We start from the raw sequence: 15,152 nt of genomic DNA on the forward strand, positions 1-15,152 counted from the left end.
ATCAGACCCCGATCTGCGAGAAGAAAATCGAGAACATTGCGTCGATTGCGATCACCATAAAGATGGATTGGACAACCGAAGCCGTCGTGCGCTGACCAACGCTTTGGGACGAGCCTTTGACCTGCATAGCCTGCCAGCACGCGATGACCCCTATGACCAGTGCAAAAAACGGCGCCTTGATCAGACCGACAGCCAGTTGCCACACGTCGGTGTTTTCCTTCAGACGAGTTACGAACATTCCGGGGCTGACGCCCAGATCAATCCAGCTCATCAATGCACCGCCAAAAAGTCCGGCCATGTCCGCGACAAATCCGAGGATGGGCAGCATGATCAAAAGCGCAAGCACTCGGGGGATGACCAGCACTTCGATCGGGTCCAGCCCCAATGTGCGCATGGCATCAATCTCTTCCTGCACCTTCATTGAACCGATCGAGGCCGTGAAGGCCGAGCCGGACCGACCTGCAACGATGATTGCCGTCAGCAAAATACCCAGTTCGCGCAGAATAGAGATCGAGATCAGCTCGACCACAAAAATTTCCGCACCGAATTGTTTCAGCTGGGTCGCGCCCTGAAAGGCCAGAACGACCCCGATCAGAAACCCCATGAGCGCGACGATGGGCAGGGCCTTAAACCCGGTTTCTTCCATGTGCGTGACCAAAGCGGCGCGACGCAGGCGCCAAGGTCGCAGAAGCGTACGCACCAGCCGGTCGAGTGTTAGCCCGAGGAACCCCAATATGGACAGAGTGTCCTGCCACGTCCCGTAAGTACCTTGTCCAATGTGTGCGACCCAGTCTGTAAAGCCACGTGGTTTGGCTAGCTTGCCGGGATCACTGGGGATATTGTGGGACACCGTATCGATCAGTGCCGCATGGGCTGGCAGGACCCCCTTGAACTGAAGTGTCGCGCCATTGGACGTGAAGCGCCCTGCCAGATCCGCGACCAACCATGCGCCGCCAGTGTCGAGAGCATCAACGTCTGTCAAATCAAGTGTGACCGGGCCATCCGACGGGTGGATCGCGGCAAAGTCGTTTTCAACGGTTTCCAGCGATTGCGTCAGCATCTCACCGGCAATACGCACCAACGTGCCGTCGCTGTTTCGCTCGGATGTTATCTTAGGCGGCGTCATGGCAACATGTGAAGTGAAACGCACAAGGGCTGCAACGGCTTTGTGGCACCCAATCGGGAATTGAGTGCTCAGAATGGCGTTCGTGCGACACCGGGCGACAAGAATTATCGATTTTCCAGTACACTCTGTGATCTATTCACTTGTGTCACCGGGTGGCGATGTTATCTTTGTCCCTGTTATTGTATTTTTGTTATTCGGTTGTGTTTCATGTCTGACCATCAAGCAAATGTTGATGTCGAAATCGGGTCCGAGCGGGGCTTTGGGTTCGTCTTTACTGCAGTCTTCCTGATCATTGCCCTGTGGCCGCTTTGGGGCGGTGGTACAGTGCGTTGGATTCCGCTGGTCATTGCTGCCATCATTCTGGCTTTGACCTTTTTTGCCCCGAAAACGCTGACCAAGCCCAATCGGCTTTGGTTCAAGTTTGGGATGTTGCTGGGCGCTATCGTTGCGCCTGTTGTGATGTTCCTTGTTTTCATAACCACATTTGTGCCGTTTGGCGTCTTTGTACGCCTGTTTGGCAAAGATCTTTTGTCTGAGAAATTAGACAGTTCAGCAAAAAGCTATTGGGTTGATCGCACGGATCAGCCCGGCAGCATGAAACAGCAGTTTTAAAGAAGGGAGAACCAGGCGTGACATTCGTTTCCGAGCTCTGGTCATTTATGAGGGTCAGAAAAAAGTTTTGGCTGTTGCCCATCCTGATTGTGTTGGGTCTGTTTGGCGGTCTGATTGTACTTAGCCAAGGTTCGGCAATCGCTCCGTTCATCTATACGCTGTTCTGATCCTATGACGTATATTTTAGGCATATCAGCGCTGTATCATGACAGCGCAGCAGCTTTGCTGTGCGACGGTAAGATCATTGCCGCCGCCCAGGAAGAACGCTTTACCCGTCGCAAACACGACCCGGGTTTCCCTGAAAAGGCCATCGAATATGTGTTGGCCGAATCAGGGGTTACCCTTGCCGATGTGGACAATGTTGTCTTTTACGACAAACCGTTTCTGAAGTTCGAACGCCTGATCGAAACCTATATTGCGGTCGCGCCGCGCGGTTTTAATTCGTTCCGAATGGCGATGCCGGTCTGGTTGCGAGAGAAGCTATTTCTCAAGGACCTGCTGAACAAACAGCTGCGTAGAATCGACCCGGATTTCTCGGTCGAGAAAATTCTGTTCACAGAACACCACGTCAGCCATGCGGCCAGCGCGTTCTACCCCTCTCCGTTTGAAGAGGCGATCGTGCTGACTGTGGACGGCGTTGGGGAATGGGCGACGACAACGGTTGGTATCGGCCGCGGCAATGACCTTACGATGGTCAAGGAACTGCACTTCCCGCATTCTCTGGGTCTGCTCTATTCGGCGTTCACCTATTACACGGGCTTCAAGGTCAATTCCGGTGAATACAAGGTCATGGGTCTGGCCCCTTATGGGGTGCCGCAATACAAAGATCTGATCCTTGAACACCTGGTGGACTTGAAAGAGGACGGCTCGTTCCGCCTGAACCAGAAGTATTTCAACTACACCGCCGGTCTGACGATGACCAACAAAGCGTTGGAAGATCTGTTTGGCCATCCGGTGCGCAAGCCCGAAACGGAACAGTTGGCGCAATTCCACATGGATATAGCGGCGTCGGTGCAGGCCGTGACCGAGGAAATCATGCTGCGCATCACCCGTGATCTGGCGCGCGAGCATGGTATACGCAATCTGTGTATGGCGGGTGGTGTGGCCTTGAACTGCGTTGCCAACGGCAAAATCCTCCGGGACGGTGCCTTTGACAATATTTGGGTGCAACCTGCCGCCGGCGATGCCGGTGGTGCATTAGGGGCGGCCTATGCCGCCTGGCATCAAGAGATGCAGAAACCGCGTGAGGTTCCTTCTGGCGATCAGATGCAGGGATCTTACCTTGGCCCTGTGTATGAGGATGATGCAATTGCCAAGGAATTGGCACAAGCCGGCGCAAAATTCACCACCTATGCGAACGGAGAGCTGGTCGATCAAACCGCACAGGCGTTGGCGGATGGCAAAGCGGTTGGCTGGTTTCAGGGGCGTATGGAGTTTGGTCCACGTGCATTGGGTGCCCGCTCAATCCTGGGCGATCCAAGATCCGAGTCGATGCAAAAGACGCTCAACCTCAAGGTCAAATACCGCGAGAGTTTCAGGCCATTCGCACCATCTGTTCTAAGCGAAGATGCATCCGAATGGTTCGAACTGGATGGGGATAGCCCCTACATGCTGATCGTTGCCGATGTTCAGGACCGCATTCGGCGCAAGATGACGGATGAGGAAAACGCATTGTTTGGCATCGACAAGCTAAATGTGAAGCGGTCCGACATTCCGGCTGTGACCCATGTCGACTATTCCGCCCGTATCCAGACCGTGCACAAAGAAACCAATCCGGCTTATCACGCGCTGATCTCAAAGTTTAAGGATCTGACCGGCTGTTCACTGGTGGTCAACACCTCGTTTAACGTACGTGGTGAACCGATCGTGTGCACGCCCACCGATGCGTTCCGTTGTTTCATGGGCACAGACATCGAAGTGCTGTCCATCGGGAATTGCTTGCTGCGCAAGGAAGAACAGGACCCGGCCCTTAGGGAAAACTACGAGACCAAATACGAGCTGGACTAACCAGTTGCATGACCGATTGAACCACGACAAAGTCCGTATCTGAAAGAGGGTACGGAATAGGGGTCCGTGGCATGGGTCAGGCTGGAAACGTCTTGTTCATTATCATCGACCAGCTCCGGGCCGATTGCCTGTCCGGAGCGTTGGCCGAGCACGTAGATTTGCCCAACCTGCGGGCTTTTATGGACGACGCGGTAACGTTTACGCGCCACTACTCGGTCACCAATCCTTGCGGCCCATCACGTGTGTCGCTTTTGACCGGCCAATACGCGATGAATCATCGGTCGGTGCGCAACGGAACGCCGCTGCGACACGACACTCCGAACCTCGCGACCGAAGTGCGCAAGGCGGGATATCTGCCCATGCTGTTTGGCTATACAGACACATCTGCAGATCCTCGGGTGCATGATCCAAATGATCCGATACTGAAATCCTATGAGCAGTGCATGGATGGATTTCTTGAGGTTGTTGAAATGCGCCTTGAGGAGTCTTTTCCCTGGCAGTCACATCTGATGAAGAAAGGCTATGAATTTGAATCCTACTGGGATGTTTACAAACCCGTTTCACGGGATGGCCAGGAACCAAAGCTGAATGACCCTGCGCTGTATCGGGCAGAGGATAGCGATACGGCTTTTCTGACCGATGCGTTTCTGGATGGTATCGCACCGCATCGGGGCAAGAACTGGTTTGCTCATCTAACCTATATTCGCCCGCATCCGCCGCTGGTGGCCCCGGCACCGTACAACGATATGTACGATCCGGCGGGAATTCCGGTGCCACAACGCCTTGCTGCGGCTGCTGACGAAAAGGAATTGCATCCGTTCTTTGGACCAACGATCGACGCCTACACCGCAAAGGGTTTTGTGCACGGGTTTGATGAGGTTGCGCCGACGGACGAAAACATCTGTACATTGCGGGCCATCTATCTGGGTCTGGCGACAGAGGTCGATCACCACATCGGTCGTGTGGTTGAATATCTGAAACAGAGCGGTCAATACGATGACACGCTAGTAGTCATTACCGCTGATCATGGAGAGATGCTGGGGGATCGTCATAGCTGGGGCAAAATGACGGCCTATGACGCTGCATATCATACGCCCTTGATCATCCGTGATCCGGGCAATCAAGCGCGGTCTGGTTCAACGGTCACCGTCCCAACCGAGTCGATTGATGTGACGCCAACAATTCTTGATTGGGTTGGCCAACAAGCACCCAATGCAATGGATGGCCGGTCTTTGCTACCTTTATTGCAAGGCGACATGCCTGAGGATTGGCGCAGCTACTCGTTCAGCGAGCTCGATTTCTCAGAACCCGAAAATCCGACGCAATGGCAACAGCAGCTGGGGACCAGCAACAGCGAATCTTGCCTGTCCATCTTGCGGGATGAGCGATTTACGCTGGTGGAGTTTGCCGCCGACCTTCCACCAATCCTGTTTGATCATCAGGGTCGCGGAGAGTTCGAGAATGTAGCGGCAAACCCCGAATTTGCCGCCGACCTCGCCCGGCTTGGACGGCAGATGCTAAGACATCGGATGCGCAACACGGATCATACGTTGTCGCTGCATTCAATCACAACCGATGGTCCAAAATCTCAGACGCGGTACTAGGCACTTTGGTGTCATCACACCAATACCGATCTTGCAACCTATTTCCATTTAGTATACCGCCGCATACAATTCTATTCGCCGGGCGTTTACCCGCCTGGTGCCCAATCAAATTCGCCGGAAGTAGCCATGAGCCTTTACACAGAATACCTGAACGAGATCAAAACCCGCAAAGAACAGGGGCTCAACCCCAAGCCCATCGAAGATGGCGCGTTGACGCAGGAGATCATTGGTCAAATCAGAGATGCCGGGTACATGCATCGGGCTGAGTGCTTGAACGACTTCATCTACAATACCTTGCCCGGCACAACCAGCGCAGCAGGGGAAAAGGCAAGGTTTCTCAAAGAGATCATTCTTGGCGAAGCCCTGGTAGAAGAGATTTCCCAGCCCTTCGCGTTCGAGCTGTTATCACATATGAAAGGAGGCCCTTCGGTCGAAGTCCTTCTTGATCTGGCATTGGGTGATGACACTTCGATTGCAGAACAGGCCGCAGGCGTTCTGAAAACTCAGGTCTTTCTGTATGACGCGGACACTGGCCGGCTCAGGGCGGCATTTGAGGCCGGGAACCAGATTGCCAAGAGCATTCTGGAAAGCTATGCGCAGGCCGAGTTCTTCACCAAACTTCCTGAGATCGAAGATGAGATCAAGGTCGTCACTTACGTGGCCGCCGAGGGTGATATCTCGACCGACTTACTATCGCCCGGCAATCAGGCGCATTCACGATCAGACCGTGAGTTGCATGGCAAATGTATGATTTCGCCCGAAGCTCAGGCTGAAATCCAGGAGCTGCAAAAGCAACACCCGGACAAGCGCGTCATGTTGATTGCCGAGAAGGGCACGATGGGCGTTGGGTCTTCGCGTATGTCTGGCGTGAACAACGTGGCACTATGGACCGGTAAACAGGCCAGCCCTTACGTGCCATTCGTCAACATTGCTCCGATTGTCGCGGGAACGAACGGTATCTCACCAATTTTCCTGACGACTGTTGGTGTGACCGGCGGGATCGGCATTGACCTCAAAAACTGGGTCAAGAAAGTGGATGCCGACGGTAATCCGATCTTGAATAATGACGGCAACCCAATTCTGGAACAGACGTATTCAGTCGAAACCGGCACGGTTCTGACTATCAATACAAAAGACAAAACACTGTGTAACGCGGCGGGCGACGAAGAGTTGGTTGACGTGTCCGCGTCATTGTCCGCGCAAAAGGTCGAATTCATTAAGGCGGGCGGGTCCTATGCAATTGTCTTTGGCAAAAAGCTTCAGGCCTTTGCAGCTGAGAGCCTGGGTATCGAACTGAAGTCCGCCTTTGCTCAATCCAGGGAAATCTCGCATGAAGGGCAGGGCCTGACGGCTGTTGAGAAGATTTTCAACAAGAACGCTGTTGGCGTTACTGGCGGTAAGGTTCTACACGCCGGATCTGATGTTCGGGTCAGCGCCAATATCGTCGGATCGCAGGACACGACGGGTCTTATGACGTCACAAGAACTGGAGTCCATGGCCGCGACGGTGATTTCCCCAATCGTTGATGGCGCCTATCAATCCGGGTGTCACACGGCTTCGGTTTGGGATTCCAAGGCGCAGGCGAACATCCCCAAGCTGATGTCGTTCATGAACAAATTCGGTCTGATCACAGCGCGGGATCCCAAGGGCGAATACCACGCGATGACGGATGTGATTCACAAGGTTCTGAATGACATCACGGTGGATGACTGGGCTATCATCATTGGCGGTGACTCCCATACGCGCATGTCCAAAGGCGTGGCATTTGGTGCGGATTCGGGAACTGTCGCTCTGGCATTGGCAACGGGCGAAGCCACCATGCCAATCCCTGAATCCGTCAAAGTGACCTTCAAGGGTCAAATGGCCGACCACATGGATTTCCGCGACGTGGTTCATGCAACGCAGGCGCAAATGCTGCGCAAATTCGGCGACAACGTTTTTCAGGGCCGGATCATCGAGGTTCACATCGGTACTTTGCTGGCAGACCAGGCGTTTACGTTCACCGATTGGACCGCAGAGATGAAGGCCAAAGCCTCAATCTGTATTTCTCAGGACGAAACTCTGATTGAGTCCCTCGGGATCGCGAAAGACCGCATTCAGATCATGATCGACAAGGGGATGGACAACGCCGCAGGCACGCTTCAGGGATTGATTGACAAGGCAAACACGCGGATCGCTGAGATCCAATCTGGTGAGAAACCGGCTTTGACGCCGGACGATAACGCCAAGTATTTTGCCGAGTTGGTCGTAGATCTCGACGAGATCGATGAACCTATGATCGCAGATCCGGATGTGAACAACGCGGATGTGTCCAAACGATACACGCACGACACCATCCGCCCGGTGTCTTATTATCAGGGCGAGAAAAAGGTCGATCTGGGTTTTGTGGGATCTTGTATGGTCCACAAGGGCGACTTGGTCATTGTGTCTCAGATGCTCAAAAACCTGGAAAAGAAGAACGGCAAAGTCGAATTCAAAGCACCACTGGTTGTCGCTGCGCCGACGTACAACATCGTCGATGAGCTGAAAGAAGAGGGCGACTGGGGTATTTTGCAAAAATACTCAGGCTTCGAATTTGATGATTTGTTCCCCAAAGGCGCTGCCCGTACCGAATACGAGAATATTCTGTATCTCGAACGCCCTGGCTGTAACCTGTGCATGGGCAACCAGGAAAAAGCCGCCAAGGGCGACACAGTTCTGGCGACGTCCACACGTCTGTTCCAAGGGCGCGTTGTCGAGGATTCAAAGGAAAAGAAGGGCGAATCCCTGCTGGCTTCTACGCCGGTTGTGGTGCTGTCTGCGATCCTTGGTCGGACCCCAAAAATCGAAGAATACAAATCAGCCGTGGAAGGCATCGATCTGACAAAGTTCGCACCGCCCATGGAAAAACCCTCTGCTGCGAAGTCAGTGCATTTCTAACGCAGCACCTGAGGTCAAAAGGCTTGCCCGGTATTCGTTGAAACCGGGCGAACCCTTACCCCGGCATTTGCGTCTCAGAGACCGTTCAAAGAAAATCGGTTTCAATCAGCCTCTCGCCAGGCCTGAAAGGACAGTTGGCTCTTGTTGCGAATGCGCGCTCTTCAACGCTTCAAGAAACAGCTTGGTGACACGGGTTGGGGCAGGTTGTTTTCGTGTCGCCGCAGCAAACCTTGTGCGGTATTGAGTCTCTTCCGGTAGTATTTTCCTCATAAGGCCCCTGTCGACAAACCCTTGCGCCAAATGGTCTGGTAAAAATCCGATGTAACGGCCCGACAGGATAAGGATCGCCAAGGCTTGTTCGTTCTGAACTTTTGCTGCGCGCTTGAACCCAAGTTGTTGGCCAACGATCAGATTTGGCGAATTCACGCTTACCCCGGCATAGTTGTATCTGCGCAGGTCACCGGTGCGGAGATGGGCGTCCGAGGTTGCAAACAATGGGTGATCTGCACCGCAATAGAGGAACATATCCTCACCATAAAGCGGAACATAATTCAGGCTGGTCGACGGTCGGTGCAGCGCAATGATACCCAAATCCAACTGGCCCGAGATGACCATTTTTTCGATCACGTTTGGGGGCTCCAGTGACAGTTCAATCTGAACTGCGGGTGCCGCCTCATTGAAATTGTGGATCGCCGAGGCAAGCTGAGCCTCGGGATTCGAGGCGCATTGATCGAACAGTGAAACGCGGATTGTCCCTGCAAGTTGTTCTTTTATCTCGTTAACTTCGGTTCTGAAATGCGATACTGCGATCAACAGCTCTTCTGCTGCAGCCAGTACCTGCTCTCCGTCTTCGGTCAGAGAAAACCCGGCCGGACCGCGATTGCAAAGCTTCAGCTTCAAGCGCAGCTCGAGGTCCGATATATGCTTTGAAATAGTCGACTTACCAATGTTCAGTTCGATCTCGGCCGCCGTCAGCCCGCCGCTTTCAACGACGGTCTTGAAAATCCTAAGCAATCGGATGTCCGTATCGCCTATTCGCGTGGCAAGCGTATCGTGATTCATTTTAAGTTCGACATCTATGAAACCTATTACGCAAAGATTAACAACTAAGAAACATTTTATGCAAGCTAGTGTTGATCTGCTGAGGCAGAATCGGACTGGCCACATCTCCCCAAGGTCGGCGCGCACCTCAAAATCTGACAAATGGGAGGAAATCCATGTCATTCATCAAGAAGGTTGGCGCCTTTACCGCTGCGGTATCCGTGGCGGCGCTTATGGTTGCCGGCGCGGCTGACGCGAAGAACTTTAAAATCGCGGTTGGCGACAGCGGAGGTTCCAGCCAAGAGGCAACGGGACTAGGCTTTAAAGCCGCCCTCGAAGAGTTATCGGGTGGCAATCATACGGCAACTCTTTTCCTGAACGGTCAGCTCGGATCCGAGCAAGATACCGTCAACGACGCGGCCATTGGCACGCTTGATATGTCGCTGCTTGCGATCAACAACATCACTCCGTTCTCGCCGACCGTAGGCGTGTTCACCCTGCCTTACGTGATCCTCAGCCTTGAGGATGCCGAGAAACTGACCCAAGGCCCAATTGGTCAGGAACTGACTGAGAACACCATCAATGACGCCGGTGTTCGTATCATCGCCTGGACCTATACAGGTTTCCGCGTTCTCACCAACTCGAAAAAGCCGGTCAAGTCGGTTGCCGATCTGGAAGGCCTCGTGATCCGCGTTCCCAAAAACGAGATCATGATCGACACCTACAAGTCATGGGGCATCAGCCCGACGCCGATGGCGTGGTCGGAAACCTTTGCTGGTCTACAGACCAAAGTGGTCGACGGGCAGGATAACCCCTACACCACCATCAATGCGATGAAGTTCTACGAAGTTCAGAAATATGTGACCAATATTCGTTACATTTTCTCGATCGAGCCGCTCATCATTTCCGAGCAGGTGTTCCAGGAACTGTCCGCCGAGGATCAAGCGATTATCCTCGAGGCTGGCAAGGCAGCAACGCAGGCATCGGCTGACTTCCTGCGCGAAAAGGAAGCTGAAATCAAAGCACTTTTGATCGAAAAGGGCATGGAGATCAGCGACCCGGAGAACGACGAAGCCGAATTCATCGAACTGGCAACCACCGCCGTGTGGCCGAAGTTCTATGAAAGCATCGGCGGTGTTGAAAAACTCAACGCTGTTCTGGCCGAAATCGGCCGCGATCCGGTTTCGCAATAAACAAGGACCAAAAGGTCAATGAAATGGGGGCACTTGATGGTGCCCCCTACAAATAAGGGAGGGTCAGATGTCGAAATTTTGGGGATTTGTGGACAACATCGAAAGCTATATCTGCCGCACATTGCTGGCGATGTTCGTTTGTCTGTTGTTTCTTCAGGTCATCGTGAGAACGCTGTTTGCATTCTCGTTTTCTTGGGTCGAAGAACTGTCGATCTACATGTTCGTTTGGTTTGTCTTCTTTGGTGCCAGCTATGCCGCAAAGATGGGTGCCCATAACCGGGTGACGTTTCAGTTCAAGTTCCTGTCGCCCCGCGCGATCAAATACATCGAAGCCTTCGCGGATCTCTTCTGGATCTTCTTCAATGTCGTTTTCGTCTATCTGGCGATCGACTTCATCTTCAACAAGATGAACAAGTTCCAGTCGTCGCAGACCCTCGGGTTCCACCTTAGCTGGGTTTATATCGTGCTACCCATCGCCTTCACCTTGATGACCATCCGGGTGATCCAAGTGAACTACCGAAAACTCGTGCTGGATGAAGAGATGGTCGATCCGGATTCGATCGATCTCGATGCTGTCAAAGCAGAAGCCGAAAGCCATGGCACTTCCAGTTCTGAGGGAGAAAAGTAATGGGCACTGAAATTATCCCACTGCTGTTTGGCGGATTCCTGTTTCTGCTGTTCATCGGTGCTCCGATCACGGTGGCGCTTGGCGTCTCGACTCTGATCACCTTCCTTTATTTGGGTGAAAACCCGATCAAATTCGTGCAGATTGCCTTTACTTCGGTCGGGTCCTTCCCGCTGATGGCGCTGCCCGCTTTCATTCTGGCGGGTGCGCTGATGGAGGCATCGGGGCTGTCGCGACGGCTTATCAATGTCGCCGAAAGCTTTGCTGGTCCCTTCACCGGCGGCATGTCGGCTGCAACCGTTATGGCGTGTCTGTTCTTTGGCGCTATCTCGGGCTCTGGTCCGGCGACGACCGCCGCGGTTGGTATGTTGATGATCCCGGCTATGATTGATCGCGGCTATTCAAAGGGTTTCGCGTCGGCCATCACCGCCTCGTCAGGTGGCCTGGGTATCGTTATCCCGCCGTCGATCCCGCTGATCATTTTCGGCATCGCCGCATTGGGCATGCCGCCCCCGCCTGAAGCAGTAGAAGAGTTCGGCCAGTTCCAGACCGTTTCGATCCCGAAACTGTTCATCGCTGGATTTATGCCCGCCTTCCTGATCGCAGGCAGTTTGCTGCTGATGAACTACATCCTTGCAAAAAAGAACAACTACACTGGCAGTACCGAAGGCTGGTCAGCGCGCCATATGTGGTGTGAGGTGTATCGCGGCTTCTGGGCGCTGATGGCACCGGTGGTGATCCTGGGCGGCATCTACTCGGGCTTTTTCACTCCGACCGAAGCGGCCATTGTCGCGATCTTCTACACGTTGATCGTGGGTGCGTTCATCTATCGTGAGCTGTCGTGGAGTAGCCTGTTCGGTGCATTGGAAACCACCACCTGGCTGACCGGTCGGGTTCTGCTGATCATGTTCACCGCAACGGTGTTCGGGCGGCTACTGGTTGAAAACCAGGTACCGGCCGTGATCGCACAGGGTATGTTGTCTTTTACTGACAACATCTATGTGATCTGGACACTTGTGATCCTGTTCCTGCTGTTTGTCGGCATGTTTATGGAGACGCTTGCAACGATCCTGATCCTGGTTCCGGTGATGCTGCCCGTGGCCTACAGCGTGGGCATTGATCCGATCCACTTTGGCGTGGTCATGGTCTGTACGTTGGGCATCGGCTTCCAGACACCGCCGCTGGGTGAAAACCTGTTCATCGCGTCGGGGATATCGAAGATCTCGATCGAAGAGATCTCGTTACGCGCCTTGCCGTTTGCCTTCATCAATACGGTTGCGATCTTCATCATCGCGTTCTTCCCCGAAATCTCGCTCTGGCTGCCGCGCGTGTTCGGTTACTAGGCGCGATCGAACGGAAAAGGGAACTGAAACCATGAAACCAACAATTACGCAGATCCTTTTCGCGACTGATCTGTCGCGGAATTCCACCTACGCCTTAATGCACGCGGCCAGCCTGGCCGCGTCAACAGGGGCAAAGCTGCATGTTTTGCATGTCTCCGAGCCCCTCAGTGACGACGCGTTGATTACCCTACGCATGTTCATGCAGGATACAGGCTCGCGTACCGAAGCCTTAAAAGCGCGCCATGACCACGTTAAGGCGGTGCTGACCGAGCGGCAAAAGGCGTTCTGGGCCGCTTTGCCCGAAGCTGATCGCGGTATCCAGGATCAGATCGAAACGATCGAAATCATTGACGGATACCCCGCCGAAGTGATCCTGCGGCGCGCACATGAGTTGAAATGCAACCTGATTGTTTTGGGCGCCCATGACCACGGGTTCTCGCACACGTTCCTCGGCACTGTCGCCAAGCGTGTGTTGCGCCGCGCGGATATCCCCACACTCGTCGTTCCATACCGAGACGACGAAAAACCCACCTGAAAAATCACGAAAGACAAGACAATGACCAATACCCTCACTGCGCAGGACCTGTCAGACACGTTCGACGCGTTCAACCGTCACGATATTGACGGTGTGATGACCCACTTTGCTGATGATTGTGTTTTCTACACCGTCGCCGGTGATGAGAAGTACGGCAATAAGGTTGATGGTGCAGAAGCCATCGCCGCCGCGTTTTCAGGTGTCTGGGCCGGGATGAAGGACGCGCACTGGGATCATCACAGCCATTTTGTACATGGTGACCGGGCAGTGTCGGAATGGACCTTTTCGGGCACCGACGCCAGCGGCATGCGGGTCGAGGCCGAAGGCGCAGATTTGTTCACTCTGCGTGACGGCAAAATCGTAGTGAAGCAAGCGCTTCGCAAAACACGCCCGATGTTCAAAGCCTAGGCTACTCGACCGCGCGCTACGGAGAACAAGAAGAATGGTGGACGACAACATCCCACGTCACTGGCCCAAGGCCAGTTACGACCCTAAATACGATCCCATCATGGATGCGGGTCCCGGTCACAACCGTGATCATGCACCGACCTATTGGATTGGTACGGCGGGAACCCCGCCAGTTGATGATGGCCCCGTATCCAGTGACATGGATGCAGATGTTGTTGTGGTGGGCTCGGGGTATACGGGCCTGTCCACCGCCATTCACCTTGCCAAGGAACACGGCATAAAAGCCGTTGTTCTTGAGGCAAACACAGTGGCCTGGGGCTGTTCCACCCGCAATGGTGGGCAGGCTCAGATCTCGTCCGGGCGGCTCAAACGGTCACAATGGATTCAGCGCTGGGGCGTCGATGTCGCCAAGGGAATGCATGCTGAGGTCACCGAGGCGTTTGAGCTGTTTAACGACCTGATTGCCTCAGATGACATTGACTGCGATCCGCAACCGGGCGGGCACTATTACATTGCGCACCGCGACAAGGTCATGCCGTCGCTGAAGAAAGAGAGCAAACTGCTAAACGATGTGTTTGGCTATGGCTCACGCATGATCTCGCGGGAAGAGCTGCACGAAAGCCATGTGCGCGACATGGAAGCTGTTGGTGCGATGTGGGAACCCGATGGAACCTGCATTCACGCCGGAAAGCTTGCTTTTGGTTATGTAAATATGGCCCGACGGCTGGGAGTGAAAATCTACACCGGCAGCCCGGTCATGGGATGGCAGACCAAAGACGGAGTGCATCATGTTCGCACACCCGGTGGTACTGTGCGTGCAAAATCTGTTGCCCTGGCGACGGCTGGTTACACCCCACCAGGGCTTAACAACCGGACAAAGCATCGCCTCATGCCCATCCTGTCAAACTCGTTGGTGACGCGTCCGTTGACCCAATCCGAGTTGGTTGAATGTGGCATTCAGACCAAATCCCCGCTGACCGATACACGTACATTGCGCCACTACTACCGCCTGTTGCCCGACAACCGGATGCAGATCGGCAGCCGCAGTGCTGTGACGGGACGAGATGCGGAAAATGACAAGCACCTAACCCTTCTCAAGAAAGGTCTGGCGCGGAAGTTCCCGGCTTTGGAGGACATCAACCTTGACTACTCTTGGTGGGGTTGGGTCGATGTCAGCCATGATATGATGCCGCGTATCTTCCAACCAGACCCGGATCAGAGCGTGTTCTACGCAATGGGATATGGCGGAAACGGCGTGATGTATTCGGCCCAGGCCGGGCGTCGCATGGCACAGCTTGTGGCCGGGAAGAAAGACAAAGCGTTCGAGCTGCCAATCTTTACTTCACCCTTGCCAAGTCACGGATTCCTGACCCCATTCCGCAGGCTCGGCCAGAGGATGGCCTACGTCGGCTACTACCTCCAAGACGAAATTTTGTAATTCAATAACGCTTAAGCGACCGAAAAAGGAAACACCCTTATGAAGATGACGACGGAAGAGGCCTTTGTTAAGGTTTTGCAGATGCACGGGATTGAGCATGCGTTTGGGATCATTGGTTCGGCGATGATGCCGATCTCTGATTTGTTTCCGCAGGCTGGGATCATGTTCTGGGACTGTGCGCATGAAGGCAGCGCTGGGATGATGGCGGATGGCTACACCCGAGCGACCGGCAAGATGTCGATGATGATTGCGCAGAACGGCCCGGGCATCACCAACTTTGTCACTGCGGTAAAGACCGCGT

At 54.0% G+C, this 15,152-nt stretch carries 14 protein-coding genes; 12 read left to right on the top strand and 2 right to left on the bottom strand.

Annotation, left to right across the window (positions count from 1 at the left end; genetic code table 11):
- Position 1: 1 nt before the first annotated feature.
- Entirely contained in the window at positions 2-1,126 is a 1,125-nt protein-coding gene (locus D9K61_RS20360) for an MlaE family lipid ABC transporter permease subunit (RefSeq protein ID WP_120635025.1), read from the bottom strand.
- Between the two features lie 207 nt (positions 1,127-1,333).
- Between D9K61_RS20360 and D9K61_RS20365 the strand changes: the two genes are divergently transcribed.
- The 5 genes from D9K61_RS20365 (at position 1,334) to D9K61_RS20385 (ending at position 8,268) form a co-directional block, all read left to right on the top strand.
- Entirely contained in the window at positions 1,334-1,738 is a 405-nt protein-coding gene (locus D9K61_RS20365; RefSeq protein WP_120635026.1) for an SxtJ family membrane protein, read from the top strand.
- A gap of 17 nt (positions 1,739-1,755) precedes the next feature.
- Entirely contained in the window at positions 1,756-1,905 is a 150-nt protein-coding gene (locus tag D9K61_RS20370; protein ID WP_120635027.1) for a DUF5989 family protein, read from the top strand.
- Between the two features lie 4 nt (positions 1,906-1,909).
- The gene (locus tag D9K61_RS20375) at positions 1,910-3,745 is read left to right on the top strand and encodes a carbamoyltransferase (RefSeq protein WP_120635028.1); all 1,836 of its coding nucleotides are present in this window, start codon (positions 1,910-1,912) and stop codon (positions 3,743-3,745) included.
- Positions 3,746-3,816: 71 nt separating this feature from the next.
- Complete coding sequence (locus D9K61_RS20380) at positions 3,817-5,349, top strand: alkaline phosphatase family protein (protein WP_120635029.1); 1,533 nt, start codon at positions 3,817-3,819, stop codon at positions 5,347-5,349.
- Between the two features lie 126 nt (positions 5,350-5,475).
- A complete protein-coding gene (locus D9K61_RS20385; RefSeq protein WP_120635030.1) occupies positions 5,476-8,268 on the top strand; it encodes a bifunctional aconitate hydratase 2/2-methylisocitrate dehydratase in 2,793 nt (930 codons plus the stop codon).
- A 105-nt stretch (positions 8,269-8,373) separates the two neighbouring features.
- Here the strand turns inward: D9K61_RS20385 and D9K61_RS20390 are convergent, their stop codons facing one another.
- Positions 8,374-9,330, bottom strand: a complete 957-nt coding sequence (locus tag D9K61_RS20390) for a LysR family transcriptional regulator (RefSeq protein WP_120635031.1) — start codon at positions 9,328-9,330, stop codon at positions 8,374-8,376.
- 155 nt (positions 9,331-9,485) lie between these two features.
- On the opposite strand from D9K61_RS20390, the gene D9K61_RS20395 reads away from it, so the two are divergent.
- The 7 genes from D9K61_RS20395 to D9K61_RS20425 form a co-directional block, all read left to right on the top strand.
- On the top strand, positions 9,486-10,502 hold the full coding sequence (locus D9K61_RS20395) for a TRAP transporter substrate-binding protein (protein WP_120635032.1): 1,017 nt from the start codon (positions 9,486-9,488) through the stop codon (positions 10,500-10,502).
- A 67-nt stretch (positions 10,503-10,569) separates the two neighbouring features.
- On the top strand, positions 10,570-11,130 hold the full coding sequence (locus D9K61_RS20400) for a TRAP transporter small permease (protein ID WP_120635033.1): 561 nt from the start codon (positions 10,570-10,572) through the stop codon (positions 11,128-11,130).
- The gene (locus D9K61_RS20405; protein ID WP_120635034.1) at positions 11,130-12,470 is read left to right on the top strand and encodes a TRAP transporter large permease; all 1,341 of its coding nucleotides are present in this window, start codon (positions 11,130-11,132) and stop codon (positions 12,468-12,470) included. The genes D9K61_RS20400 and D9K61_RS20405 overlap by 1 nt, the downstream gene beginning before the upstream one ends.
- Positions 12,471-12,501: 31 nt before the next feature.
- Entirely contained in the window at positions 12,502-13,005 is a 504-nt protein-coding gene (locus D9K61_RS20410; RefSeq protein WP_120635035.1) for a universal stress protein, read from the top strand.
- 21 nt (positions 13,006-13,026) lie between these two features.
- Complete coding sequence (locus D9K61_RS20415) at positions 13,027-13,413, top strand: nuclear transport factor 2 family protein (RefSeq protein ID WP_120635036.1); 387 nt, start codon at positions 13,027-13,029, stop codon at positions 13,411-13,413.
- 34 nt (positions 13,414-13,447) lie between these two features.
- Complete coding sequence (locus D9K61_RS20420; protein WP_120635037.1) at positions 13,448-14,851, top strand: FAD-binding oxidoreductase; 1,404 nt, start codon at positions 13,448-13,450, stop codon at positions 14,849-14,851.
- Positions 14,852-14,890: 39 nt separating this feature from the next.
- A partial coding sequence (locus tag D9K61_RS20425) for a thiamine pyrophosphate-binding protein (RefSeq protein WP_254055834.1) occupies positions 14,891-15,152 on the top strand: 262 nt, incomplete at its 3' end.

The sequence above is a fragment of the Ruegeria sp. EL01 genome, assembly GCF_900313035.1.
Lineage (GTDB): Bacteria > Pseudomonadota > Alphaproteobacteria > Rhodobacterales > Rhodobacteraceae > Ruegeria.